The organism is Pseudomonas abieticivorans (assembly GCF_023509015.1).
Taxonomy (GTDB): domain Bacteria; phylum Pseudomonadota; class Gammaproteobacteria; order Pseudomonadales; family Pseudomonadaceae; genus Aquipseudomonas; species Aquipseudomonas abieticivorans.
Map to the genome: position 1 here is coordinate 2616390 of NZ_CP094975.1, position 22567 is coordinate 2638956.

Here is a 22567-nt window from a genome sequence, read left to right on the forward strand (position 1 = left end):
TCATGGCAGAACTGACCACGTTGGCCCGACCTTACGCTAAGGCAGCCTTCGAGCACGCCCAGGCCCACCAGCAACTGGCCAATTGGTCAGCCATGCTCGGCCTGGCTGCTGCGGTGTCGGAAGACGGCACCATGCAGCAAGTGCTGAAGGCCCCGCGACTGACGAGCGCAGAGAAGGCCACCACGTTTATTGACGTGTGTGGCGACAAGCTCAATGTTCAGGCACAGAATTTCATTCATGTTGCCGCGGAAAACGACCGTCTCCTGCTGTTGCCGGAGATCTCGGCTCTGTTCGACCTGTACAAGGCCGAGCAAGAGAAGTCCGTGGATGTGGATGTCACCAGTGCCTTTGCATTGAACGAAGAACAGCAAGACAAACTCGCCAAGGTTCTCAGTGCACGGCTCGGCCGGGAAGTGCGACTGCACGCTGCGGAGGATGCCAGCCTGATAGGTGGTGTCATCATCCGTGCCGGCGACCTGGTTATCGATGGCTCAGTGCGTGGCAAACTCGCGCAACTGGCCGAAGCATTGAAATCTTGAGTTTGAAGGGGCAGCAGAGCAATGCAGCAACTCAATCCTTCCGAAATAAGTGAAATTATCAAGGGCCGCATCGACAAGCTCGATGTGACCTCCCAAGCCCGTAACGAAGGCACTGTCGTCAGCGTATCTGACGGCATCGTGCGGATTCACGGTCTGGCCGACGTTATGTACGGCGAGATGATCGAGTTTCCGGACGGCGTCTTCGGCATGGCACTCAACCTGGAGCAAGACTCCGTAGGTGCCGTGGTTTTGGGCGCCTACCAGTCTTTGGCTGAAGGCATGAGCGCCAAGTGCACTGGCCGCGTTCTGGAAGTTCCGGTTGGTAAGGAACTGCTGGGCCGCGTCGTCGACGCACTGGGTAACCCTGTTGACGGTAAAGGTCCACTGGGCAACACCGAGACCGACGCGGTCGAGAAAGTTGCTCCAGGCGTGATCTGGCGTAAGTCGGTAGACCAGCCTGTACAGACTGGCTACAAGGCTGTCGATGCCATGATCCCAGTCGGCCGTGGCCAGCGTGAGCTGATCATCGGTGACCGTCAGATCGGTAAAACCGCTCTGGCGATCGACGCGATCATCAACCAGAAAAACAGCGGCATCTTCTGCGTATACGTAGCGATCGGTCAGAAGCAATCGACCATCGCCAACGTTGTTCGCAAGCTGGAAGAAAACGGCGCACTGGCCAACACCATCGTGGTTGCCGCCAGTGCTTCGGAATCTGCCGCACTGCAATACCTGGCGCCGTACTCCGGCTGCACCATGGGTGAATTCTTCCGCGACCGCGGTGAAGACGCGCTGATCGTTTATGACGATCTGTCCAAGCAAGCAGTGGCTTACCGCCAGATTTCCCTGCTGCTGCGCCGTCCACCAGGCCGTGAAGCCTACCCAGGTGACGTGTTCTATCTCCACTCCCGTCTGCTGGAGCGTGCATCGCGCGTTTCCGAAGAGTACGTAGAGAAGTTCACCAACGGTGCAGTGACTGGCAAAACCGGTTCCTTGACCGCACTGCCGATCATCGAAACCCAGGCTGGCGACGTTTCCGCGTTCGTTCCGACCAACGTGATCTCGATCACCGACGGTCAGATCTTCCTGGAATCGGCCATGTTCAACTCGGGCATCCGCCCTGCAGTGAACGCCGGTGTTTCGGTATCCCGTGTAGGTGGTGCCGCTCAGACCAAGATCATCAAGAAGCTGTCCGGTGGCATCCGTACCGCTCTGGCTCAGTACCGTGAACTGGCGGCATTCGCCCAGTTCGCTTCTGACCTGGACGAAGCCACTCGCAAGCAACTTGAGCATGGTCAGCGCGTTACCGAGCTGATGAAGCAGAAGCAATATGCGCCGATGTCCATCGCTGACATGGCCCTGTCGCTGTATGCCGCCGAACGTGGTTTCTTGACTGACGTCGAGATCCCGAAAATCGGTAGCTTCGAGCAGGCCCTGATTGCTTACTTCAACCGCGATCACGCCGATTTGATGGCGAAGATCAACGTGAAGGGTGACTTCAATGACGAAATCGACGCTGGCATCAAAGCCGGTATCGAGAAGTTCAAGGCCACCCAAACCTGGTAAGCCGCAGCGGGGGCCGCGAGGCTCCCGCTTGCTAACCTGATAGGTGTTACATGGCAGGCGCAAAAGAGATTCGCAGTAAGATTGCGAGCATCAAAAGCACGCAAAAAATTACCAGCGCCATGGAAAAAGTGGCGGTCAGCAAAATGCGCAAGGCTCAAATGCGCATGGCTGCTAGCCGTCCCTACGCGGAGCGTATCCGCCAGGTGATCGGTCATTTGGCCAACGCCAACCCGGAATACCGCCACCCGTTCATGATCGACCGCGAAGTTAAGCGCGTCGGTTATGTCGTGGTGAGCAGTGACCGTGGTCTGTGCGGCGGCTTGAATACCAACCTGTTCAAGGCCCTGGTCAAGGACATGGCGGTAAACCGCGAGCGCGGCGTCGAAATCGATCTGTGCGTGGTCGGCAGCAAAGGTGCGACGTTTTTCCGCAGCTTTGGCGGCAATGTCGTCGCTGCGATCAGCCACCTGGGCGAAGAGCCGTCGATCAATGATCTGATCGGCAGCGTCAAGGTGATGCTGGATGCCTACCTGGATGGCCGTATTGACCGCCTGTCCGTGGTATCCAACAAGTTCGTGAACACCATGACGCAACAGCCAACGGTCGAGCAGTTGATTCCGTTGGTCGCAACCCCGGATCAGGAACTCAAGCACCACTGGGACTATCTCTACGAACCCGACGCCAAGGAGCTGCTGGACGGCTTGATGGTTCGCTACGTGGAGTCGCAGGTCTACCAGGCGGTGGTCGAGAACAACGCAGCTGAACAAGCCGCGCGGATGATCGCAATGAAGAACGCTACCGATAACGCCGGTGATTTGATCAGCGATTTGCAACTGATCTACAACAAGGCGCGTCAGGCTGCGATCACCCAAGAGATCTCGGAAATCGTCGGCGGCGCTGCCGCGGTTTAACGGTTCAAATATTCAGAGGATCCAGCTATGAGTAGCGGACGTATCGTTCAAATCATCGGCGCCGTGATCGACGTGGAATTCCCACGCGAACACGTACCGAGCATCTACAACGCGCTGCAAGTACAAAGCGCGGCTGGCACCACCCTCGAAGTTCAGCAGCAGCTGGGCGACGGCGTGGTCCGTACCATTGCGATGGGTTCCACCGAGGGCTTGAAGCGCGGTCTGGAAGTCACCGACTCTGGCGCAGCCATTTCCGTACCGGTCGGTAAAGCGACCCTGGGCCGGATCATGGACGTCCTCGGTAACCCGATCGACGAAGCTGGCCCGATCGACACCGAAGAGCGCTGGGGCATTCACCGTGCCGCTCCGTCCTTCGCTGAGCAAGCGGGCGGCAACGACCTGCTGGAAACCGGCATCAAGGTTATCGACCTGGTTTGCCCGTTCGCCAAAGGCGGTAAAGTCGGTCTGTTCGGTGGTGCCGGTGTAGGCAAAACCGTAAACATGATGGAACTGATCCGTAACATCGCGATGGAACACAGCGGTTATTCCGTGTTCGCCGGTGTTGGTGAGCGTACTCGTGAAGGTAACGACTTCTATCACGAGATGAAGGACTCCAACGTACTGGACAAGGTAGCGCTGGTTTACGGTCAAATGAACGAGCCGCCGGGTAACCGTCTGCGCGTTGCACTGACCGGCCTGACCATGGCTGAGAAGTTCCGTGACGAAGGTAACGACGTTCTGCTGTTCGTCGACAACATCTATCGTTACACCCTGGCCGGTACCGAAGTATCCGCACTGCTGGGCCGTATGCCTTCGGCAGTAGGTTACCAGCCGACCCTGGCCGAAGAGATGGGTACTCTGCAAGAGCGTATCACTTCGACCAAGAACGGCTCGATCACCTCGGTACAAGCTGTATACGTACCTGCGGACGACCTGACTGACCCGTCGCCAGCGACCACTTTCGCCCACTTGGACGCAACCGTCGTACTGTCCCGTGACATCGCCTCCCTGGGTATCTACCCAGCGGTCGATCCACTGGACTCGACTTCGCGCCAGCTGGACCCGAACGTGATCGGCCAAGAGCACTACGACACCGCTCGCGGCGTTCAGTACGTGCTGCAGCGCTACAAAGAGCTGAAGGACATCATCGCGATCCTGGGTATGGACGAGCTGTCGGAAACCGACAAGCAGTTGGTATCCCGCGCTCGTAAGATTCAGCGCTTCCTGTCGCAGCCGTTCTTCGTGGCTGAAGTCTTCACCGGTGCATCGGGCAAATACGTTTCCCTGAAAGACACCATTGCTGGCTTCAAAGGCATCCTCAACGGTGACTACGACCACCTGCCAGAACAAGCGTTCTACATGGTCGGCGGCATCGAAGAAGCGATCGAGAAAGCCAAGAAACTGTAATTCCCGGCGCCCGGCAACGGGCGCTAATCAGGTTGAGGCAATCAGATGGCTATGACAGTCCATTGCGATATCGTCAGCGCGGAAGGGGAAATTTTCTCCGGCTTGGTAGAGATGGTGATTGCACACGGTGAGCTCGGCGACCTGGGTATTGCCCTGGGCCACGCACCGTTGATCACTAGCCTGAAGCCAGGTCCGATCCGTTTGATCAAGCAGGGTGGCGAAGCCGAGGTGTTCTACATCTCCGGTGGTTACCTCGAGGTTCAGCCGAACATGGTGAAGGTCTTGGCCGACACCGTGCAACGTGCTGCCGACCTGGACGAAGCCGCCGCTTCGGAAGCCGTCAAGGCTGCCGAGAAGGCTCTGCACGAGAAAGGTGCCGACTTCGACTACAGCGCTGCTGCTGCACGTCTGGCCGAGGCTGCAGCCCAGCTGCGCACCGTCCAGCAAATCCGCAAGAAGTTCGGCGGCTAAGCCAACGGCTTCAAGTGTGATTGAGTAAAAGGGTAGCCTCGGCTACCCTTTTTCTTTTTCTGCGTTTTCATTTCTGGTCACAGCGCTGACCGCCCGGATTGGTAGCCTTTCAATGTCCCTCGATATCGTTATTCTCGCCGCTGGCCAAGGCACCCGCATGCGTTCGGCCCTGCCCAAGGTGCTGCACCCGGTGGCTGGCAATTCCATGCTGGGGCATGTTATCCACAGCGCCCGCCAGCTTGAACCACAAAGCATTCACGTGGTTATCGGCCACGGTGCCGACCTGGTACGCGAACGCCTGCAGGCGGACGACCTGAACTTCGTGCTGCAAGACAAACAATTGGGCACCGGCCACGCCGTGGCCCAGGCCCTGCCCGAGCTAACCGCCGACACCGTGCTGATCCTCTACGGTGATGTGCCGCTGATTGAAGTGCAGACCCTGGAGCGCTTGCTCAAGCAAGTTACCCACAGCCAGCTGGGCCTGTTGACCGTAACCCTGGCCGACCCAACGGGTTATGGCCGGATCGTGCGCGATGGCGCCGGCAACGTCAGCGCCATCGTCGAGCACAAGGATGCCAGCGACGCGCAGAAAGCCATCACCGAAGGCAATACCGGCATCCTGGCGGTGCCCGGCAAGCGCCTGGCGGAGTGGCTGGGCCGGCTGTCGAACAACAATGCCCAGGGTGAGTATTACCTCACCGACGTGATCGCCATGGCGGTGAACGACGGCCTGGTGGTGGCCACCGAACAGCCGCTGGACCCAATGGAAGTGCAGGGCGCCAACGATCGCAAGCAACTGTCCGAGTTGGAGCGCCACTATCAATTGCGCGAAGGCCGCCGCCTGATGGCCCAGGGCGTAACCCTGCGTGACCCTGCGCGCTTCGATGTGCGCGGTGAAGTCAGCGTGGGTCGTGACGTGTTGATCGACGTCAACGTGATCCTTGAAGGCCGCGTAGTGATCGAGGACGACGTGGTCATCGGCCCTAACTGCTACATCAAGGACAGTACCCTGCGCAAAGGCGTGGTGGTCAAAGCCAACAGCCACCTCGATGGCGCGGTGATGGGTGAGGGCAGCGACGCTGGCCCCTTCGCGCGTTTGCGCCCCGGTACCGTGCTGGAAGCTCGCGCCCATGTGGGTAACTTCGTCGAGCTCAAGAATGCCCACATGGGCGAGGGCGCCAAGGCCGGCCACCTGACCTACCTGGGCGATGCGGTGATCGGTGCGCGTACCAACATTGGTGCCGGTACCATCACCTGCAACTACGATGGTGCCAACAAGCACAAGACGGTGCTGGGCGAGGACGTGTTCATTGGTTCCAACAATTCGTTGGTGGCGCCTGTGGATATCCTTGATGGTGCGACCACGGCAGCCGGTTCCACCATTACCCAGCAGATCCCGGCCGGGCAATTGGGCGTAGCCCGTGGGCGCCAGCGCAATATCGAAGGCTGGAAACGCCCCGAAAAGATCAAGAAATAGTTATCCACAGCCACGACCACATAAATACCCTGTAGGAGCGGATTTATCCGCGAAAAGGCCGCCCAGTTGCACCTGTTGCTGCGTGGGGCGCTTTTCGCGAATGAATCCGCCCCTACAGGGTTCACATCGCCCGTATAAATGGGGTTTCAGCTTCCTGAACCGTAGCTGTGGATAACTGAATCTCCATCTTCCTGGGTGACTGTTCACTTGACGTATCTTCCGATTTAGGTTTTGATTGCGTTCGTTATCTTTCGAACCGAAACTTAAATCCCCATGTCGAAACGCAACACTCCACAGCGTCGCCATAACATCCTCGCCTTGCTCAGCGAGCAGGGTGAAGTGAGTGTCGATGAACTGGCCAAGCGCTTTGAAACCTCCGAAGTCACCGTGCGCAAAGACTTGGCGGCGTTGGAGGCCAATGGTTTGTTGCTGCGCCGCTATGGGGGCGCGGTCACCATGCCTCAGGAACTGATCGGCGATGACAGCCAACCCGTTTCTATCCACAAGCTGGCAATTGCCCGTGCGGCTGTGGATAAGATCAAGGAGCACGCACGGATCATCATCGACAGTGGCAGCACCACCGCCGCCATGATCCCGCAGTTAGGCCTGCAACCTGGCCTGGTGGTCATGACCAATTCCTTGAATGTGGCCAATGCGCTGTCCGAGCTTGAGCACGAACCCGTACTGTTGATGACCGGTGGTACGTGGGACCCGCGCTCCGAGTCCTTTCAGGGCCAGGTCGCCGAACAAGTGCTGCGCTCCTACGACTTCGACCAGTTGTTTATCGGCGCCGACGGCATCGATCTGGTGCGTGGTACCACCACCTTCAACGAACTGCTTGGCTTGAGCCGAGTGATGGCTGAAGTCGCCCGCGAAGTGATCGTGATGGTCGAGTCCGACAAGGTCGGGCGCAAAATTCCCAATCTGGAACTGCCCTGGAGCAGCGTCCATACCCTTATTACCGATGATCGCCTGCCCCTGGAGGCACGCGAACAAATTCAGGCCCGCGGCATCAATCTGATCTGCGCCGCTGTCAGCTAGGAGAACAAACATGTGTGGAATCGTCGGCGCTATCGCTGAACGCAATATCACGGCCATCCTCCTCGAAGGCCTGAAACGCCTCGAGTACCGTGGCTACGACAGCGCCGGCGTGGCGTTGGTCAGCCACGCGGGCAACCTGGAGCGCTGCCGCCGTACCGGCAAGGTCAGCGAGCTGGAGGCAGCCCTGGCTGCTCACCCGTTGACCGGCCAACTGGGCATCGCCCACACCCGCTGGGCCACCCACGGTGCGCCGAACGAACGCAACGCCCACCCGCATTTCTCGGGCAGCGAAGTGGCGGTGGTGCACAACGGCATCATCGAAAACCACGAAGTGCTGCGCGAACAGCTCAAGGCCCTGGGTTATGTGTTCACCTCGGACACCGACACTGAAGTGGTCGTGCACCTGATCCACCACACCCTTAAAACGGTGCCGGACCTGGCCGATGCCGTGAAGGCCACCGTCAAGCAATTGCACGGTGCCTATGGCCTGGCGGCGATTAGCACCCATCAGCCTGATCGCTTGATCGCCGCGCGCAGTGGCAGCCCGTTGGTGATTGGCTTGGGCCTGGGCGAAAACTTCCTGGCGTCGGACCAAATGGCCCTGCGCCAGGTGACTGACCGCTTCATTTACCTGGAAGAGGGTGACATCGCTGAGATCACCCGCGACAGCGTGCATATCTGGAACAACGCCGGCGTTGCCGTGCAGCGTGAAACCGTGCAGTACCACGAGGGTGCAGAAGCGGCCGAGAAGGGCGAGTACCGTCACTTCATGCTCAAAGAGATTCACGAGCAACCGAAAGTGGTACAGCGCACCCTGGAAGGTCGTTTGGGTGAGCAGAAAGTGCTGGTACAGGCATTCGGGCCGCAAGCCGCCGCATTGTTTGCCAAGGTACGCAACGTGCAGATCGTAGCCTGTGGTACCAGCTACCACGCCGGTATGGTTGCGCGTTACTGGCTGGAAGGTTTGGCCGGCATCCCTTGCCAGGTTGAAGTGGCCAGCGAGTTCCGCTATCGCAAGGTAGTGGTACAGCCAGACACTTTGTTTGTCTCGATCTCGCAGTCTGGCGAAACCGCCGACACCCTGGCCGCATTGCGCAACGCCAAGGAACTCGGTTTCTTGGGTAGCCTGGCCATTTGCAACGTGGGCATCAGCTCGCTGGTGCGCGAATCGGACCTGACCCTGCTGACCCAGGCCGGCCCGGAAATCGGCGTGGCCTCGACCAAAGCCTTCACCACGCAACTGGTCGCGCTGATGTTGCTGACCCTGTCCTTGGGCCAGGTTCGCGGCACATTGGAAGCCGGTGTCGAAGCTGAATTGGTTGAAGAGCTGCGCCGCCTGCCGACCCGCCTGGGTGAAGCCCTGGCCATGGACGGCACTGTGGAGGGCGTCGCCGAATTGTTCGCCGAGAAGCACCACACGCTATTCCTGGGCCGCGGCGCGCAGTTCCCAGTCGCAATGGAGGGCGCCTTGAAGCTCAAGGAGATCTCCTACATCCACGCTGAAGCCTACCCGGCCGGTGAACTCAAGCACGGCCCTCTGGCGCTTGTGGATAAAGACATGCCGGTGGTTACCGTGGCGCCGAACAACGAGCTGCTGGAGAAACTGAAATCCAACCTGCAGGAAGTCCGCGCACGCGGTGGCGAACTGATCGTGTTCGCCGATGCCCAGGCGGAATTCAAGGATGGCCCCGGTACCCACGTGATCGCCATGCCGCACATCCTCGATGCGCTGGCGCCGATCCTCTACACCATTCCGCTGCAGTTGCTCTCTTACTATGTGGCAGTGCTCAAGGGTACGGATGTGGATCAGCCGCGTAACCTGGCGAAGTCGGTGACGGTTGAGTAAGTGACCTGATTGTTGACGCTGTTGCGATTTTGACCCAGGGAGCTGATTTTGGCTGACCCAAACGCTGCCACCGAAATCACCCGCAAGGCCATTGTTTTTTGAGTACTCGGGTGGATCAATGAATTCCGGTAGCCTGGTTCAAAATCTCATCAGCGCCAACAAGTACCGCACCCGGCCCGGCGAAACCCAACACTATGCCGGTGAATCTGGATGTGGTGCTGATGCCGGATGCCATTGCCGGCACGAATCTAAGGAGTTGCGCCCATAATCGCCTTTTGGGTTTCGCCATTGAGCAATCCACCGCCTGTTCTCAAAATGTAGTGGTGCACCATCTGCGAGACAGGCTGTATCTTGCAGTTACATCGGATCGGCGTTTCGAGACCTACGATATAGCGGAGAAGGCTAGAATGATCCAATCGTATTAGGCCCCGAGAGCGCTATGGCTAGCAGACCTTCAGTAGAACAACGACGCGAGTTCGGTAAGTTCCTCTCCAGCCGACGTGCTCGCCTTGAGCCTAAAGATTTTGGCCTTCCCGAAGGACCCAGGCGTACGCCGGGATTGCGTCGCGAGGAAGTGGCGGTGCTGGCAGGGGTCAGCGTCAGTTGGTACACCTGGCTGGAGCAGGGCCGTGATATCCAGCCGTCTCCCGACGCGCTGCGGCGCATTTCGAAAGTTCTCAAGCTTGATCGCGTAGAGTCCGCGCATCTGTTTGCGTTGTCCTCACTCGATGCACCTCAGGCCGAGACCGGCGGCGGGGTCAGCGCAGGGCTGGAAATGCTAGTGCGGGCGATCAATCCCATTCCGGCCTACGTGCGTAACGCTCGACTCGACATCCTGGCGTGGAACGATGCTATCGCCGATCTGTTCGTCGATTACGGTTCGCTGCAGCCTCATGAGCGCAATACGCTGCGCCTGCTGTTCCTGTACACCCCCTATCGGACCGTGATCCTAGATTGGGAGCAGATGGCGCGGGGAATGATCAGCGCCTTTCGCGCTTCCCGCGCGTGGGCTCAGGACAAGGCCCCATTCGACAGCATGATCGAGGAGCTGTCAGCGTTAAGTCCGGAGTTCCGCGAATGGTGGCAGGACACGGAAGTCAAAGGCTTCGACGAAGGAAGAAAGCGTCTGCTGCATCCGGTCAGTGGCTACATCGATTTCACCTACGTGGCACTGACGCCAGAGGGGCGGCCGGATCTTTCGCTGGTCACTTACATCCCTCGACACACTGCCTATGACTCCGAGTCATAGGATAACAACACGCCTTCCTGACCCTGTCGGGCTTACCTAGAGTGACGGTCATCGCAGCGCAGACAGCCCTGCACCACCGCCTCCGAGGTGATACCGATGACTAACCTGAATGCAACTTCGACCCCTCCTGCCTTCGCCACATCGCGTAACCCGGCGACCGGTGAACTGATCGCGACTTACCCGTTTCAGACGCAGAGCGAAGTCGAGCAACTGCTGGATGTAAACACCGCTGCCTTCCGTTTGTGGCGCGCCACTCCGATGCGCGAACGTGTCACAGCCTATCGTCGTCTGTCCGCCATTCTGCGCGAGCGTTCGGAAATCATCGCTGCGCTGATTACTGCTGAAATGGGCAAGACGCTGGTTTCGGCGCGGGCTGAAGTGGAAAAGTGTGCGGCGACCATCGACTGGATTGCCGACAACGGCCCGACCATCCTGGCCGATGAGCCAGTCAACGTAGACGGTGATGACGAGGTTCACGTTTCCTTCTTGCCGATCGGGACCGTTCTGGCGGTGATGCCCTGGAATTTCCCGCTGTGGCAGGTGATTCGCGCATCGGGCCCGATCATGCTGTCGGGTAACGGTTTCATGCTCAAGCATGCGCCGAATGTCATGGGCTCGGCCTACGCCCTGCAGGACGCCTACGAGGCAGCGGGCTTTCCCAAAGGTCTGTTCGTCAATCTGATCGCTGACAACGACACCGTTGCTCGCACCATCGAAGACCCACGCATTGCCGCTGTGACGCTGACGGGCAGCATGCGCGCCGGTTCGGCTGTCGCGGCCACGGCGGGAAGGGCGCTTAAAAAGAGTCTTCTGGAACTGGGCGGCTCCGATGCCTTTATCGTGCTGGCGGACGCCAATATCGACCTGGCGGTGAAAGCTGCGGTTGAAGCGCGCTTCCAAAATGCCGGTCAGGTCTGTCTGGCGGCAAAGCGCTTCATTGTTGAGCAGCCGATTGCGGAGGAGTTCACCCGCAAGTTTGTCGCGGCGGTGAAGCAACTGAAAGTCGGTAACCCGCTGGACAGCGTCAACAATGTCGGCCCAATGGCTCGCGGCGATCTGCGCGACGAGCTTGATGGTCAGGTACAGCGCACCCTTGCCGCCGGCGCGACCTTGCTGCTCGGTGGCAAGAAGATTGACGGTCCGGGCAACTTCTACGCGCCAACGGTGTTGGCCGATGTTCAGCCTGGCATGGCCGCGTTCGATGAAGAAACGTTCGGCCCCGTCGCAGTGATTACCGTTGCCAACAATGCCGAGCACGCCGTCGTTCTGACTAACACCAGTGATTACGGTTTGGGTGGCAGCCTGTGGACCCAGGACATGGATCGCGCACAACGCATCGCGCGTCGCCTGGAGACGGGTGGGGTCTTCATCAATGGCTTCCCTGCAACCAATGCGCGCATTCCGGTGGGTGGGGTGAAGAAGAGCGGTTACGGTCGCGAGCTCTCGCATTTCGGCTTGCGGGAATTCACCAATGCGCAGGCCGTATGGGCCAAGACCGTTGACTGAACACCTCCATAACGTGCCTGAATTGTAGAGAGAAAAAATCATGAGTGATCGTTTCGCAAGCCCTGTCCTGCAGCCCGTCAAATTGGGCGGACTGCAACTGAAGAACCGAATTGTAATGGCGCCGATGACCCGCAGCCGCGCTGACGACGCCGGTGTTCAACCCGGCTACGTTGCTGAGTATTACGCCCAGCGGGCAAGTACCGGGCTGATTGTGACGGAAGCGACCAATATTTCAGCCCAGGCTCGTGGCTACTCGCGAACACCAGGGATCTGGACCGAGGCGCAAATCGTTGCTTGGAAGCGTGTGACCGAGGCGGTGCATCGTCAGGACGGCAAAATTTTCCTGCAACTCTGGCACACCGGACGCATGTCGCACCCTGACATGCAAGACGGCGGCCTTCCCGTAGCGCCCTCTGCGATCAAGCCTCACGGGCAGATTCGGGTGCATGACGGGATGAAGGATTTCGTCACGCCCCGGGCACTGGAAACCGATGAAATTCCTCTGATCGTCGAGGATTATCGTCAGGCCGCTGAAAACGCCAAAATGGCCGGTTTTGACGGTGTGGAGGTGCATTCGGCGAACAACTATCTGCTTGAGCAGTTCGTTCGCGACAGCACCAACGCTCGAACGGATCGTTACGGCGGCTCGCTGGAAAACCGCCTGCGCTTTCCTCTGGAGGTGGTCAAGGCAGTGATCGATGTGTGGGGCGCCGAACGAGTCGGCATCCGCATCTCTCCGGTGACCACCACGCCCGGCGAAACGCCGCTGGACAGCAACACCATGGCCACCTTCGGCGCCTATGTTGCCGCGCTGTCAGACCTTGGTCTGCTGTACATCCATGAAATCGAGGGCGTCACTCAGCTTAGCCGCGAAGAGGTCAATGGCGTCAACTTTGCCGAACTGCGGCAGCGTTTCAGCGGTGCCTATATCGCCAACAATCAATACACCTTGGATCTGGCCGAGAAGACGCTGGCGGCGGGGGACGCTGATTTGTTTAGTATTGGTCGTCCTTTCATTGCCAACCCGGACCTGATCCATCGCCTGGGCAGCGGAGCGCCGCTGGCGGAAGCGCCAAAAGTCTATTGGTACGGCGGCGACTCCACCGGTTACTCGGACTGGCCGGCAATGGCCTGACCCTGCCGTTTAACTTTGATTCCCGCATCACCCAAAGCCGTCGCACATGCCACGGCTTTATTTGCCTGTTAGATATCACTAGCCCGTCTTTGTACCAATGTGACGATGGCTGCCAATCAGTTGAAGCGCTTGTATGCAGGCGAGCCATGTACCAGAGGCTTCCACCGGATGATCATTCGTCATTCGTCATTCGGGATCATTAGTTCCTTTTAAATCGATATTCAATGTCTTGCGCGGTGCCCATTCAAGGGTTGTTGGCGCTTATAGAGAGTCGGCTATGAAAACGCTTTTAGTTAACGGTATTGAACGATCGATTGAAGTGCCCGAAGAGATGCCTTTGTTGTGGGTGCTTCGGGATGTCATCGGTTTAACCGGAACTAAATACGGGTGCGGAATTGCACAATGCGGCGCGTGTACGGTGCACGTTGACGGACAACCTGTTCGTTCTTGTGTATTGCCCGTGTCGAAAGTTGCCGGTAAGTCAGTCACTACCATTGAAGCGATTGAAAACGATGCCGTGGGCAAACAAGTGCAAGAGGCCTGGCTCGCGGCCGAAGTTGTTCAGTGTGGATATTGCCAGTCAGGGCAGATCATGAGCACTGTTGCACTGCTTCATAAAAACCCGCACGCCAGTGAGTCCGATATTGTGACCGCCATGTCGGGCAACTTGTGCCGTTGCGCGACGTACTCGCGCATTCGCAACACTATTAAAACAATCACACTTAGCTGAGGCGCCCCATGGCCAAGTCAAAAGCATCCGTGGGTGCTGTCTCGCGCCGTCATTTCCTACAAGGGTCGGCGGCAACGTTTGCCGGATTGACCGTCAGTGCCTGGCTGCCGGTCGCCATGGCGCGCAGCGCTGCCGCCGAAACGGTGGCCAATGCGCGATTGGGCGATAACTCCGACGGTTTCGGCGCATTCGTCCGTGTAGACATTCAAGGTAATGTGACGGTCATCTCGCCAAAAATCGAGATGGGGCAGGGCATTCAGACCGGCATCGCCATGATGGTCGCCGAAGAGCTTGAAGTGCCGCTGAGCCACGTTACGATTCAGGAGGCACCGCCCAACGAGGCGCTGTATGCCGACACCATTCTTCATAGGCAGGCGACCGGTGGATCGACATCCACGCGTTATGTCTGGAATCCGCTGCGCACTGCAGGTGCCACCGCGCGAATCCTCCTGACCCAGGCCGCCGCGATACGCTGGAACATCGCCCCGAGCCAATGCGTCGCGAAAGCCGGATTCGTGATTGCACCCGATGGCCGCAAGTTTGGCTACGGTGAGCTGGTGCGCGAGGCATCGCTGCTCCCTGCGCTAACCAATGTGCCGCTCAAGTCGCCCAAGGACTTCACGCTGCTGGGCTCGCCTGCGCAGCGCCTCGACACGCCGCACAAGGTCAATGGCCATACCAAATTCACCATCGACCTAAGGGTCCCTGAGATGCGCTACGCCTCGACCTCAGCGTGCCCGGTATACGGCGGCAAGCTGAAAAGCGTTGACGATTCGGCTGCCCGGCGGGTGCCGGGGGTAGTCGAGGTCGTCAAGCTCGACAACGCAGTGGCCGTGATCGGCGTTCACACCTGGGCCTGTTTCGAAGGCCTCAAGGCGCTTGAGATCGAATGGGATTTGGGTGAGTTCGCGGCGATGAACTCCGAAATCATCGAAGCCGGCCTGGCGAAAGCGATCACTACCGACGGTGTGGTTGCCGTCGAAAAAGGCAATATTCGCAAAGCCCTCGACGGAGCTTCTTCCCGATTCGAGGCGACGTACGAACAACCTTTCTGGTCGCACTCGCCACTGGAACCCATGACCTGTGTCGTTCACGTCCGCCCTGACGGTTGCGACCTCTGGGTGGGCACCCAGGTGCCGGGGGCGGCGCAAGCGACGGCCTCGAAGGTCACCGGTTTGCCGCCCGAGAAAATCGTGGTGCATAACCAACTGATCGGCGGGTCGTTCGGACGACGTCTGGACTTTGACTTCATCACTCAAGCGGTGCAGATCGCTAAGCAGGTCTCATACCCGATCAAGATGACGTGGTCCCGTGAAGAGGACATGACTCATGACATGTACCGCCCTCACTACTTGGATCATCTGGTTGCCGCGCTGGACGAACACAAGATTCCGAACGGCTGGGAGCACCGCATTGCCGGTTCATCCGTCGTTGCGCGCTATGCCGGGAAGCTGCCACCGACTGGCATCGACCGGGACGTCGTCGAGGTCTCGAAAGACCCTATCTATGCGCTGACCAATCACACCCTGCGTTACATCCGGGAAGAGGCGAAAGTCTTGCCAGTATCCTGGTGGCGGGGCGTGGGTCCGTTGCGGGGCACTTACGCGCTGGAGAGCTTCATCGATGAGCTGGCTCGCAATGCGGGTGTCGATCCGGTCCAGTACCGTTTGCAGGTTTGCGAAGATCCACGTGCCCGTGCGGCCCTTAGCCTCGTCGCGGAAAAGGGTGACTGGAGCCGCCCGTTGAAAAAGGGTGCGGGTCGCGGCGTTTCCGTCAGCGCGGTGTTCGGCAGCTATGTCGCCACGATGGTAGAGCTGGAGATGGTTGGGGAGTTCGGCATTCGGATCACCCGTCTGGTCAGCGCTGTTGACTGCGGTGTGGTGACGAACCCGACCTCGATCATGGCGCAGATTGAAGGGGGAACACTGTTTGGCCTTTCGGCCTCCTTGTTCAATGAGATCACCGTGGCTGACGGTAGGGTCCAGCAGAACAACTTCCACAACTACCGGCAGATCAGGATGAGCGACGCCCCGCCGGTCGAAGTGCATATTATCGCCAGCGAGGCATCGCCTGGCGGTGTAGGGGAGGCGGGCACGGCGTTGATTGCGCCTGCGTTGGTCAACGCGTTGCATGCCGCTTCTGGCAAAAGGATTCGGCAGCTGCCGTTGAAACGTTCCGGCTACTACATCGTCTAGGTGTTTCTATGAAAAACATTACATCTTATGTGATTGCGTTGTCCCTGCTCGGGTGGGCTTTGTCGGCAAGTGCGACGGACGAGGACGTCATCAAATTTGGCGAATATATCGCCAACGCCGCTGACTGCGTTGCCTGTCACACCGTTCAGGACGGGAAGAAGTTCGCGGGTGGACGTGAGTTCAAGCTGCCGTTCGGCTCGCTGTTTACCCCCAACATCACTTCGGACAAGGAAACCGGTATCGGTACCTGGTCCGATGATGATTTCGTCAGCGCTGTGCAACAGGGCGTGGGCAAGGACGGCAAGCATTACTACCCGGCCTTCCCTTACACCTCGTACACGTTAATGCCGCGCGAAGACATTCTGGCAATCAAGCAGTACCTGTTCAGCCTGCCGCCGGTTCACGAGAAGTCACGGCCTGACACGCTGGCGTTCCCGTTCAACCAGCGTTGGGGCATGGCCATCTGGAACTGGATGTTCTTCGACAACGCCCGTTTTGCCGTGACGCCTGAAAAGTCGGCCGAGTGGAACCGGGGTGCGTATCTGGTTGAAGGCCCTGGTCACTGCGGTGAGTGCCATACCCCGCGCAACCTGATGCAGGCGACGATCAGTTCGAAAGCGCTCGGCGGTGCCGAGATCGAAGGCTGGCGTGCTTACAACATCAGTTCGGATGCGCAAACGGGTGTCGGGAACTGGTCCATCGAAGAGCTGACCCATTACCTGACGCATGGCTATCAGCCGGGTCGCGGCGTCGCCGCTGGGCCGATGTCTGAAGTGGTGGAGCACAGTCTCAGCAAGCTTGATCCTGCTGACGTGCGCGCCATTGCGGTTTACCTCAAAGACTCGAAACCTCAGCAGGGCGGCGTACCGGTACCGCGCAGCGCGGCCACTCCGGTGTACGGCACGGCCGATCCACAGATGGTGCTGGGTCAGAAAATCTTCGCAGACGCCTGTGCGGGTTGTCACAAGGTTACGGGCGAGGGCAATAACAGCGACGTCGCGACCTTGTCGGGCACCAAAACCGTTAATGACAAAACCGCCGCCAACCTGCTCGGCATCTTGCTGACAGGCCACACCTATCCGGGCATGCCGCGCGACCATTTCATGCCGGATTTCGCCAAAAGCTATAGCGATCAGGAGTTGGCAGCAGTGAGCACCTTCATCCTCAATCGCTTTGGGGACAGTGGCGGGGCCATCACGGCTGAACGCGTACAGGAACGGAAAAAAGAGCTCTGAGCACAGGCGGCAGGGAGGGTTAGTATGTCAGATATCACCGCGGTGCTGGACGCCATCCGGCAGCATCAGCGCCGGGATAACGAGATGGTGCTGGCCACCGTTGTGAAGACGGTCGGCTCGTCCTATCGCAGAGCCGGTGCGCGAATGATCATCCCAGCCGTCGGTACGGCGGTCGGGATGGTCAGTGGCGGGTGCCTTGAGACTGATCTGGTCAAAAAGGCGTGGTGGCGTACCTCGGACGGCGCGACTCTGTTGGTGTACGACACCAACGAGGACGGCGACACCATCGACGGCATTGCTTCCGAAGGTTTCGGAACGGGCTGTCACGGGCAAATCACGCTGCTGCTGGAACGTGCTGGCGACCCCGGCGCGGCGCTGCTGATCGATGTTCTCGATCGTGTGGTCCGCGAGCGTAACCCGGCGGCGGTGGCCACGATCGTGTCCGGCAACGCGGGCGTCGGCGATCGCCTGGCGCTGGATTCGGATCACAACGTTCTTGGCGCTCTGGCGAATCCTGATCTGCAAATGCTCGTCGAACAGCATCTGCTGAAAGCGCTGACCGCACGCAAATCGTCGTTCCATTCTGTTCCGCTCGGGCGGAGCACGGCTTCGTTTTTCCTGGAGTTCATTCAGCCTCCTCAACGCCTGGTGATCTTCGGCGCGGGCAACGACGTGCCGCCGCTTGTGCAGATTGCCAAAATATGGGGGTGGCACGTGTCGGTGATTGACAGTCGCTCGCACTTCGCAAAGGCCTCGCGATTTCCTGGCGCCGATGTGGTGCTTCACGCCCCGCTGAATGAGCCTTTCGATTTCACGGAGCATGTGACAGGGGCTGCCGTAGCGGTCATGACCCACAGCCTGGCCCAGGATCAACACTGGTTGGCCCATTGCCTGCGCGAAGACACGGCATACATCGGGCAACTGGGGCCGATCGAGCGAACCGAACGGTTGCTCAAGGCCATGGCGCCGGTTGATCGGGCCGCCGCCAAAACACGGCTTCACTACCCCATCGGCTTGGACATCGGTGGGGACTCTCCGCCGTTCGTTGCGGTGTCCATCCTCGCGGAGGCCAATGCGGCCCTGGAAAAACGCAGCGCCTATTCCTACAGTGTTCAGCGTCGGATGACTGCGGACGCCGGTTTCCAAGCGTTAGGCTGATCGACCTGCAAGACGTCGGATGATCGTCGCCGGGATGAGCGAAGATCGTTCGGTGGCGAGTTGCGCCAGACCGCCGCGCGACACAACGTGTAAAAGATTAAATTCTGCACGATGTTCATGAATAGTCTAAGACCTTGGTCTGACCCAGCAGGACAGTTCCAGCTTTTGTACTACCCTTTTTTCGGAGAAGTCCGATATAGGGGGGATCGTTTATGCTCGCGCAATTACCACCGGCCTTGCAGAATCTTCAGCTACCGCTTCGCTTGAGACTCTGGGATGGCCATGAATTCAACCTTGGGCCGGAGCCCAGTGTCACTATCGTGGTGAAGGACCCGCAACTGGTCACGCAGTTCACCCAACCCAGCCTGGACCTGCTGGGCAGCGCCTTCGTCGAGGGCAAGCTGGAAATGGAAGGCTCCATCAGCGAAGTCATACGGGTGTGTGACGAGCTGAGCCAGGCCTTGATTGGCGAGGACGACGGCCCGCAGCCGACCCGGCTGGTGCACGACAAGGACACCGACGCTGCGGCCATTTCTTATCATTACGACCTGTCTAACAAGTTCTACCAGCTGTGGCTGGACGAGGACATGGCCTATTCCTGCGCCTACTTCCAGACCGGTACAGAAACCCTGGAACAAGCCCAACACGCCAAATTCCGCCATCTGTGCCGCAAGCTGCGTTTGCAGCCAGGCGACTACCTGCTGGATGTTGGGTGTGGCTGGGGTGGGCTGGCGCGGTTTGCTGCGCGTGAGTTCGGCGCCAAGGTGTTCGGTATCACCTTGAGCAAAGAACAACTCAAGCTGGGCCGTGAACGGGTCAAGGCAGAGGGCCTGGAGACTCAGGTCGAGCTGCAACTGCTCGACTATCGCGACCTGCCCCAGGACGGTCGTTTCGACAAGGTGGTCAGCGTCGGCATGTTCGAGCACGTCGGCCATGCCAACCTGCAGGTGTACTGCGAGAAGCTGTTCGGCGCGGTGCGTGAAGGTGGCCTGGTGATGAACCATGGCATCACCGCCAAGCATACCGATGGCCGCCCGGTTGGGCGCGGGGCAGGGGACTTCATCGAGCGGTATGTTTTCCCGCACGGTGAGTTGCCACACCTGTCGATGATTACCGCTGCCGTCAGCGAAGCCGGCCTTGAGGTAGTCGACGTCGAGAGCCTGCGCCTGCACTACGCCAAGACCCTGGAGCATTGGAGCACGAGGTTGGAAGGCAACCTGGAGAAAGCCAGCAAGATGGTACCCGACCAGGCACTGCGAATCTGGCGCCTGTACCTGGCCGGTTGTGCCTATGCCTTCAGCCGCGGCTGGATCAATATCGATCAGATCCTCGCGGTGAAGGCTTACTCCGACGGTAGCCACGGCCTGCCGTGGACCCGTGAAGATATCTACCGATAAAAACAACCGGGCTGCGCATCACAGGATGGGGGAAATCAACCTGGCGATGCGCATGCCCAGCTTCTGCAACCGGTGGGTCTGCCGGGTGTCTTCTACCGTGATCTCCTTGGACACGGCGAAGTCGGCCTCCAGCATGCTCTCTACCTCGCTGGCGAATTGACTGTCGACGGTCAATAGCATGATCTCGAAGTTGAGCCGGAACGAACGGTTGTCCATGTTGGCGCTGCCAATGGCGCTGATATCGCTGTCTACCAACACCACCTTCTGATGCAGAAAGCCGGGCGTGTAACGGAACATGCGCACGCCGGCACGTACCGCGTCGAACGCAAACAGGCTGGAGGCGGCATATACGATCTTGTGATCGGGCCGCGATGGCAACAGGATGCGCACGTCCACGCCGCGTAGTACTGCCAGGCGCAGCGCGGCAAACACTGCTTCGTCCGGGATGTAATAAGGCGTGGTTATCCATACCCGCTCCGTGGCGGCATGGATGGCTTCCACGAAAAACAGCGAGCAGGTCTCTTGCGGGTCGGCGGGGCCGCTGGCCAGCACCTGGCACAGCACGCCGTCGTCTTCGTAGGTGTCGGGAAGTATCAGTGGCGGCAGATGCCGGGAAGCCCAGAACCAGTCCTCGGCAAAGGACTCCTGCAAACAGGCGATCACCGGCCCGCTGATTTTCACGTGGGTATCGCGCCACGGGGACAACTTTGGGTTGGCCCCCAGGTATTCGTCACCCACGTTATGACCACCGACGAACCCGGTCACGCCATCCACTACCACGATCTTGCGGTGGTTTCGAAAGTTGACCTGGAAGCGGTTCAGCCAGCCACGGCGGGTGGCGAACGCGCGCACCTTGACCCCGGCCTGGCGCAGCACCTCACTGTATTCATGAGGCAGTGCATGGCTGCCGACACTGTCGTAGAGGACGTAGATCTCCACGCCCTCGGCAGCTTTTTGCAACAGCAGTGCCTGCAGTCGCTTGCCGAGTGCATCGTCATGGATAATGAAAAACTGAATCAACACCACCTGGCTTGCCTGGCCGATTGCATCGAAGATGGCATCGAACGTCGCCTTGCCATTTATCAGCAGGCTGACCTGGTTGTTGGCCAGGCACGGCATGCGTCCCAGTTTCGGCATGGCGCGCAACGAGGCGTAGGAAGCTGAACTGCGTGCCGCCAGTGCTTCTTCCACCCATGGGCGCCAGTTAAGGTCGGCGATGGCGGTGTGCATTTCCTGGTTCGCTTGGCGCCGCGCATCGATGTAGGCATCGAAGGTGCTGCGGCCAAATACCAGGTAGGGGATCAGGGTCAGGTAGGGGACGAAAATCAGCGACATGGCCCAGGCGATGGCGCCTTGCGCGGTACGTACGGTGAACACCGCATGGATCGCTGCTATCAGACCCAGCAGGTGAATCAGGCCAAATAGATAGCCAAAAAAATACGGACTGTGGAAATCCATGCGTGACCCCGCTCCTGAATACATGATCCCTAACAGACCACGTTATGCTGCTCATGTCTCGAATTAATTGCGCCTGCAACCGAACGGCGAATTGTGCGTCAAAGTCTATTATCCGGCGAAGCCCGGAGCCCCGAGGAGTTGTTCATGAAGATTCGCGTTCCGCTTGCTGCGTTGGCATTGAGCCTGTCGGCCACGTTTGCCCAGGCACAGATGCTCCAGCCTGGTCTGTGGGAATTGACCACCAGCAACATGCAAGTCGACGGCAGCGCCTTGCCCGACCTGAATGTCATGCTGGGGCAAATGCAAATGCTCTCGCCTGAACAGCGAGCGATGATGGAACAAACGCTGGCCAAGCAAGGGATCACCTTGGGCGGCAAGGGCATCCGCAGCTGCCTGACCCAGGCGCAGGTGCAGTCCGACGATATCCCCCTGCAAGACCCGCAGTCCGGTTGCACCCAAAAGATCACCAAGCGAAACGGCAATGTCTGGGACTTCACCTTCAACTGCCCCAAAGCCCAAGGCGCTGGCCAGGCGACTTTCCTCAGCCAGCGTGAGTTCACCACGCGGGTCAACGGTACGTTCAACGCCACCGGTACCCAGCAGAAGGGCAGCATGGAAACCCGCGCCGTCTGGCTGGGGCAGGATTGCGGCACCGTCCGCCCACGCAGCTAGGCTAGAACTCGTTTTGTAGCGCCTTGTAGCCGCGGACCAGATCCACATTGGTCCGCGCCACGTCTTCGGAGAATTCGCTGGCGCTGACGCTTACCGGTGGGAACTGCGACAGGTCGGTGCCCTTGCCGATCCGAGTGGTGGAGGGTACGTAAAAGTCTGGCGGCAAATCGCAACCGTCTACCACCGAGTTATGCCGCACCACACTGCCGTTGCCCACCTCGCAATTAAACAGCACGCTATTGAAGCCGATGAACACTTTGTCGCCGACCTTGCATGGGCCGTGGACGATGGAGCGGTGGGCGATGGAAGTGAACTCGCCGATGGTCACCGCCGCACCCGACTTGGAGTGGATCACCACGCCATCTTGGATATTCGAATTGGCGCCGATGGTGATCGGGTCCATGCCGCCGCTGGCGTCTACTTCGTCGGCGCGTATCACGGCATAAGGGCCGACGAAGACGTTTTCGCCGATCACCACCTTGCCGCAAATGATCGCGGTCTTGTCCACGTACGCTGACTCGGCGATCACGGGGAGGTCGCCTGAAGGGTTTTTGCGAATCATCGTTTTGCTCTC

Annotated in this window: 19 protein-coding genes; 17 read left to right on the forward strand and 2 right to left on the reverse strand. The window is 59.2% G+C overall.

All coding sequences use genetic code 11. The features are described 5' to 3' along the window. Positions 1-2: 2 nt before the first annotated feature. The 16 genes from L9B60_RS11765 (at position 3) to cfaB (ending at position 19863) form a co-directional block, all read left to right on the forward strand. Positions 3-539 carry a F0F1 ATP synthase subunit delta gene (locus tag L9B60_RS11765; protein ID WP_249678794.1) on the forward strand — a complete coding sequence of 179 codons (537 nt, stop codon included), beginning with the start codon at positions 3-5 and terminating at the stop codon, positions 537-539. Between the two features lie 21 nt (positions 540-560). Beyond that, positions 561-2105 (forward strand): F0F1 ATP synthase subunit alpha, encoded by a 1545-nt coding sequence (gene atpA / locus L9B60_RS11770; RefSeq protein WP_249678801.1) that lies wholly within the window; start codon positions 561-563, stop codon positions 2103-2105. Positions 2106-2155: 50 nt separating this feature from the next. After that, a complete protein-coding gene (gene atpG, locus L9B60_RS11775) occupies positions 2156-3016 on the forward strand; it encodes a F0F1 ATP synthase subunit gamma (RefSeq protein ID WP_249678803.1) in 861 nt (286 codons plus the stop codon). Between the two features lie 27 nt (positions 3017-3043). Continuing rightward, positions 3044-4423, forward strand: a complete 1380-nt coding sequence (gene atpD, locus L9B60_RS11780; RefSeq protein WP_249678805.1) for a F0F1 ATP synthase subunit beta — start codon at positions 3044-3046, stop codon at positions 4421-4423. Between the two features lie 45 nt (positions 4424-4468). Further along, positions 4469-4894 (forward strand): F0F1 ATP synthase subunit epsilon, encoded by a 426-nt coding sequence (locus L9B60_RS11785; protein WP_249678806.1) that lies wholly within the window; start codon positions 4469-4471, stop codon positions 4892-4894. Between the two features lie 112 nt (positions 4895-5006). Beyond that, a complete protein-coding gene (gene glmU / locus L9B60_RS11790; protein WP_249678808.1) occupies positions 5007-6371 on the forward strand; it encodes a bifunctional UDP-N-acetylglucosamine diphosphorylase/glucosamine-1-phosphate N-acetyltransferase GlmU in 1365 nt (454 codons plus the stop codon). A gap of 273 nt (positions 6372-6644) precedes the next feature. After that, on the forward strand, positions 6645-7412 hold the full coding sequence (locus L9B60_RS11795; RefSeq protein WP_249678810.1) for a DeoR/GlpR family DNA-binding transcription regulator: 768 nt from the start codon (positions 6645-6647) through the stop codon (positions 7410-7412). A 10-nt stretch (positions 7413-7422) separates the two neighbouring features. Further along, complete coding sequence (gene glmS, locus L9B60_RS11800) at positions 7423-9258, forward strand: glutamine--fructose-6-phosphate transaminase (isomerizing) (RefSeq protein WP_249678812.1); 1836 nt, start codon at positions 7423-7425, stop codon at positions 9256-9258. A 439-nt stretch (positions 9259-9697) separates the two neighbouring features. Next, the gene (locus L9B60_RS11805; RefSeq protein WP_249678814.1) at positions 9698-10507 is read left to right on the forward strand and encodes a helix-turn-helix transcriptional regulator; all 810 of its coding nucleotides are present in this window, start codon (positions 9698-9700) and stop codon (positions 10505-10507) included. A 96-nt stretch (positions 10508-10603) separates the two neighbouring features. After that, complete coding sequence (locus tag L9B60_RS11810; RefSeq protein ID WP_249678817.1) at positions 10604-12013, forward strand: NAD-dependent succinate-semialdehyde dehydrogenase; 1410 nt, start codon at positions 10604-10606, stop codon at positions 12011-12013. Positions 12014-12053: 40 nt separating this feature from the next. Beyond that, positions 12054-13148: an alkene reductase gene (locus L9B60_RS11815; protein ID WP_249678819.1), complete on the forward strand. Its 1095-nt coding sequence runs from the start codon at positions 12054-12056 to the stop codon at positions 13146-13148. A gap of 277 nt (positions 13149-13425) precedes the next feature. Further along, entirely contained in the window at positions 13426-13878 is a 453-nt protein-coding gene (locus L9B60_RS11820; protein WP_249678820.1) for a (2Fe-2S)-binding protein, read from the forward strand. A gap of 8 nt (positions 13879-13886) precedes the next feature. Next, positions 13887-16073 (forward strand): xanthine dehydrogenase family protein molybdopterin-binding subunit, encoded by a 2187-nt coding sequence (locus L9B60_RS11825; RefSeq protein WP_249678822.1) that lies wholly within the window; start codon positions 13887-13889, stop codon positions 16071-16073. 8 nt (positions 16074-16081) lie between these two features. Beyond that, positions 16082-17308: a cytochrome c gene (locus tag L9B60_RS11830; RefSeq protein WP_249678824.1), complete on the forward strand. Its 1227-nt coding sequence runs from the start codon at positions 16082-16084 to the stop codon at positions 17306-17308. A gap of 24 nt (positions 17309-17332) precedes the next feature. Beyond that, positions 17333-18466, forward strand: coding sequence for an XdhC family protein (locus tag L9B60_RS11835; RefSeq protein ID WP_249678827.1), 1134 nt, complete (start codon positions 17333-17335; stop codon positions 18464-18466). Between the two features lie 212 nt (positions 18467-18678). Next, on the forward strand, positions 18679-19863 hold the full coding sequence (gene cfaB / locus L9B60_RS11840) for a C17 cyclopropane fatty acid synthase CfaB (RefSeq protein WP_249678828.1): 1185 nt from the start codon (positions 18679-18681) through the stop codon (positions 19861-19863). 18 nt (positions 19864-19881) lie between these two features. Here the strand turns inward: cfaB and cls are convergent, their stop codons facing one another. Beyond that, on the reverse strand, positions 19882-21321 hold the full coding sequence (cls, locus tag L9B60_RS11845; RefSeq protein ID WP_249678830.1) for a cardiolipin synthase: 1440 nt from the start codon (positions 21319-21321) through the stop codon (positions 19882-19884). Positions 21322-21465: 144 nt separating this feature from the next. Between cls and L9B60_RS11850 the strand changes: the two genes are divergently transcribed. Then, the gene (locus tag L9B60_RS11850; RefSeq protein WP_249678831.1) at positions 21466-21993 is read left to right on the forward strand and encodes a DUF3617 domain-containing protein; all 528 of its coding nucleotides are present in this window, start codon (positions 21466-21468) and stop codon (positions 21991-21993) included. Position 21994: 1 nt separating this feature from the next. Here L9B60_RS11850 and L9B60_RS11855 read toward each other — a convergent pair whose 3' ends face one another. Next, positions 21995-22555, reverse strand: a complete 561-nt coding sequence (locus tag L9B60_RS11855) for a gamma carbonic anhydrase family protein (RefSeq protein WP_249678832.1) — start codon at positions 22553-22555, stop codon at positions 21995-21997. Positions 22556-22567: the final 12 nt, after the last annotated feature.

What these genes read in the sequence shown, in the direction of transcription:
- L9B60_RS11795 (WP_249678810.1), top strand. Translation starts at nt 6,645, where the DNA reads ATGTCGAAACGCAACACTCCACAGCGTCGCCATAACATCCTCGCCTTG.
- L9B60_RS11810 (WP_249678817.1), top strand. Translation starts at nt 10,604, where the DNA reads ATGACTAACCTGAATGCAACTTCGACCCCTCCTGCCTTCGCCACATCG.
- cfaB (WP_249678828.1), top strand. Translation starts at nt 18,679, where the DNA reads ATGCTCGCGCAATTACCACCGGCCTTGCAGAATCTTCAGCTACCGCTT.
- L9B60_RS11855 (WP_249678832.1), bottom strand. Translation starts at nt 22,555, where the DNA reads ATGATTCGCAAAAACCCTTCAGGCGACCTCCCCGTGATCGCCGAGTCA.
- L9B60_RS11835 (WP_249678827.1), top strand. Translation starts at nt 17,333, where the DNA reads ATGTCAGATATCACCGCGGTGCTGGACGCCATCCGGCAGCATCAGCGC.
- glmU (WP_249678808.1), top strand. Translation starts at nt 5,007, where the DNA reads ATGTCCCTCGATATCGTTATTCTCGCCGCTGGCCAAGGCACCCGCATG.
- L9B60_RS11765 (WP_249678794.1), top strand. Translation starts at nt 3, where the DNA reads ATGGCAGAACTGACCACGTTGGCCCGACCTTACGCTAAGGCAGCCTTC.
- cls (WP_249678830.1), bottom strand. Translation starts at nt 21,321, where the DNA reads ATGGATTTCCACAGTCCGTATTTTTTTGGCTATCTATTTGGCCTGATT.
- glmS (WP_249678812.1), top strand. Translation starts at nt 7,423, where the DNA reads ATGTGTGGAATCGTCGGCGCTATCGCTGAACGCAATATCACGGCCATC.
- L9B60_RS11850 (WP_249678831.1), top strand. Translation starts at nt 21,466, where the DNA reads ATGAAGATTCGCGTTCCGCTTGCTGCGTTGGCATTGAGCCTGTCGGCC.
- L9B60_RS11825 (WP_249678822.1), top strand. Translation starts at nt 13,887, where the DNA reads ATGGCCAAGTCAAAAGCATCCGTGGGTGCTGTCTCGCGCCGTCATTTC.
- L9B60_RS11805 (WP_249678814.1), top strand. Translation starts at nt 9,698, where the DNA reads ATGGCTAGCAGACCTTCAGTAGAACAACGACGCGAGTTCGGTAAGTTC.
- L9B60_RS11815 (WP_249678819.1), top strand. Translation starts at nt 12,054, where the DNA reads ATGAGTGATCGTTTCGCAAGCCCTGTCCTGCAGCCCGTCAAATTGGGC.
- atpG (WP_249678803.1), top strand. Translation starts at nt 2,156, where the DNA reads ATGGCAGGCGCAAAAGAGATTCGCAGTAAGATTGCGAGCATCAAAAGC.
- atpD (WP_249678805.1), top strand. Translation starts at nt 3,044, where the DNA reads ATGAGTAGCGGACGTATCGTTCAAATCATCGGCGCCGTGATCGACGTG.
- L9B60_RS11830 (WP_249678824.1), top strand. Translation starts at nt 16,082, where the DNA reads ATGAAAAACATTACATCTTATGTGATTGCGTTGTCCCTGCTCGGGTGG.
- L9B60_RS11785 (WP_249678806.1), top strand. Translation starts at nt 4,469, where the DNA reads ATGGCTATGACAGTCCATTGCGATATCGTCAGCGCGGAAGGGGAAATT.
- L9B60_RS11820 (WP_249678820.1), top strand. Translation starts at nt 13,426, where the DNA reads ATGAAAACGCTTTTAGTTAACGGTATTGAACGATCGATTGAAGTGCCC.
- atpA (WP_249678801.1), top strand. Translation starts at nt 561, where the DNA reads ATGCAGCAACTCAATCCTTCCGAAATAAGTGAAATTATCAAGGGCCGC.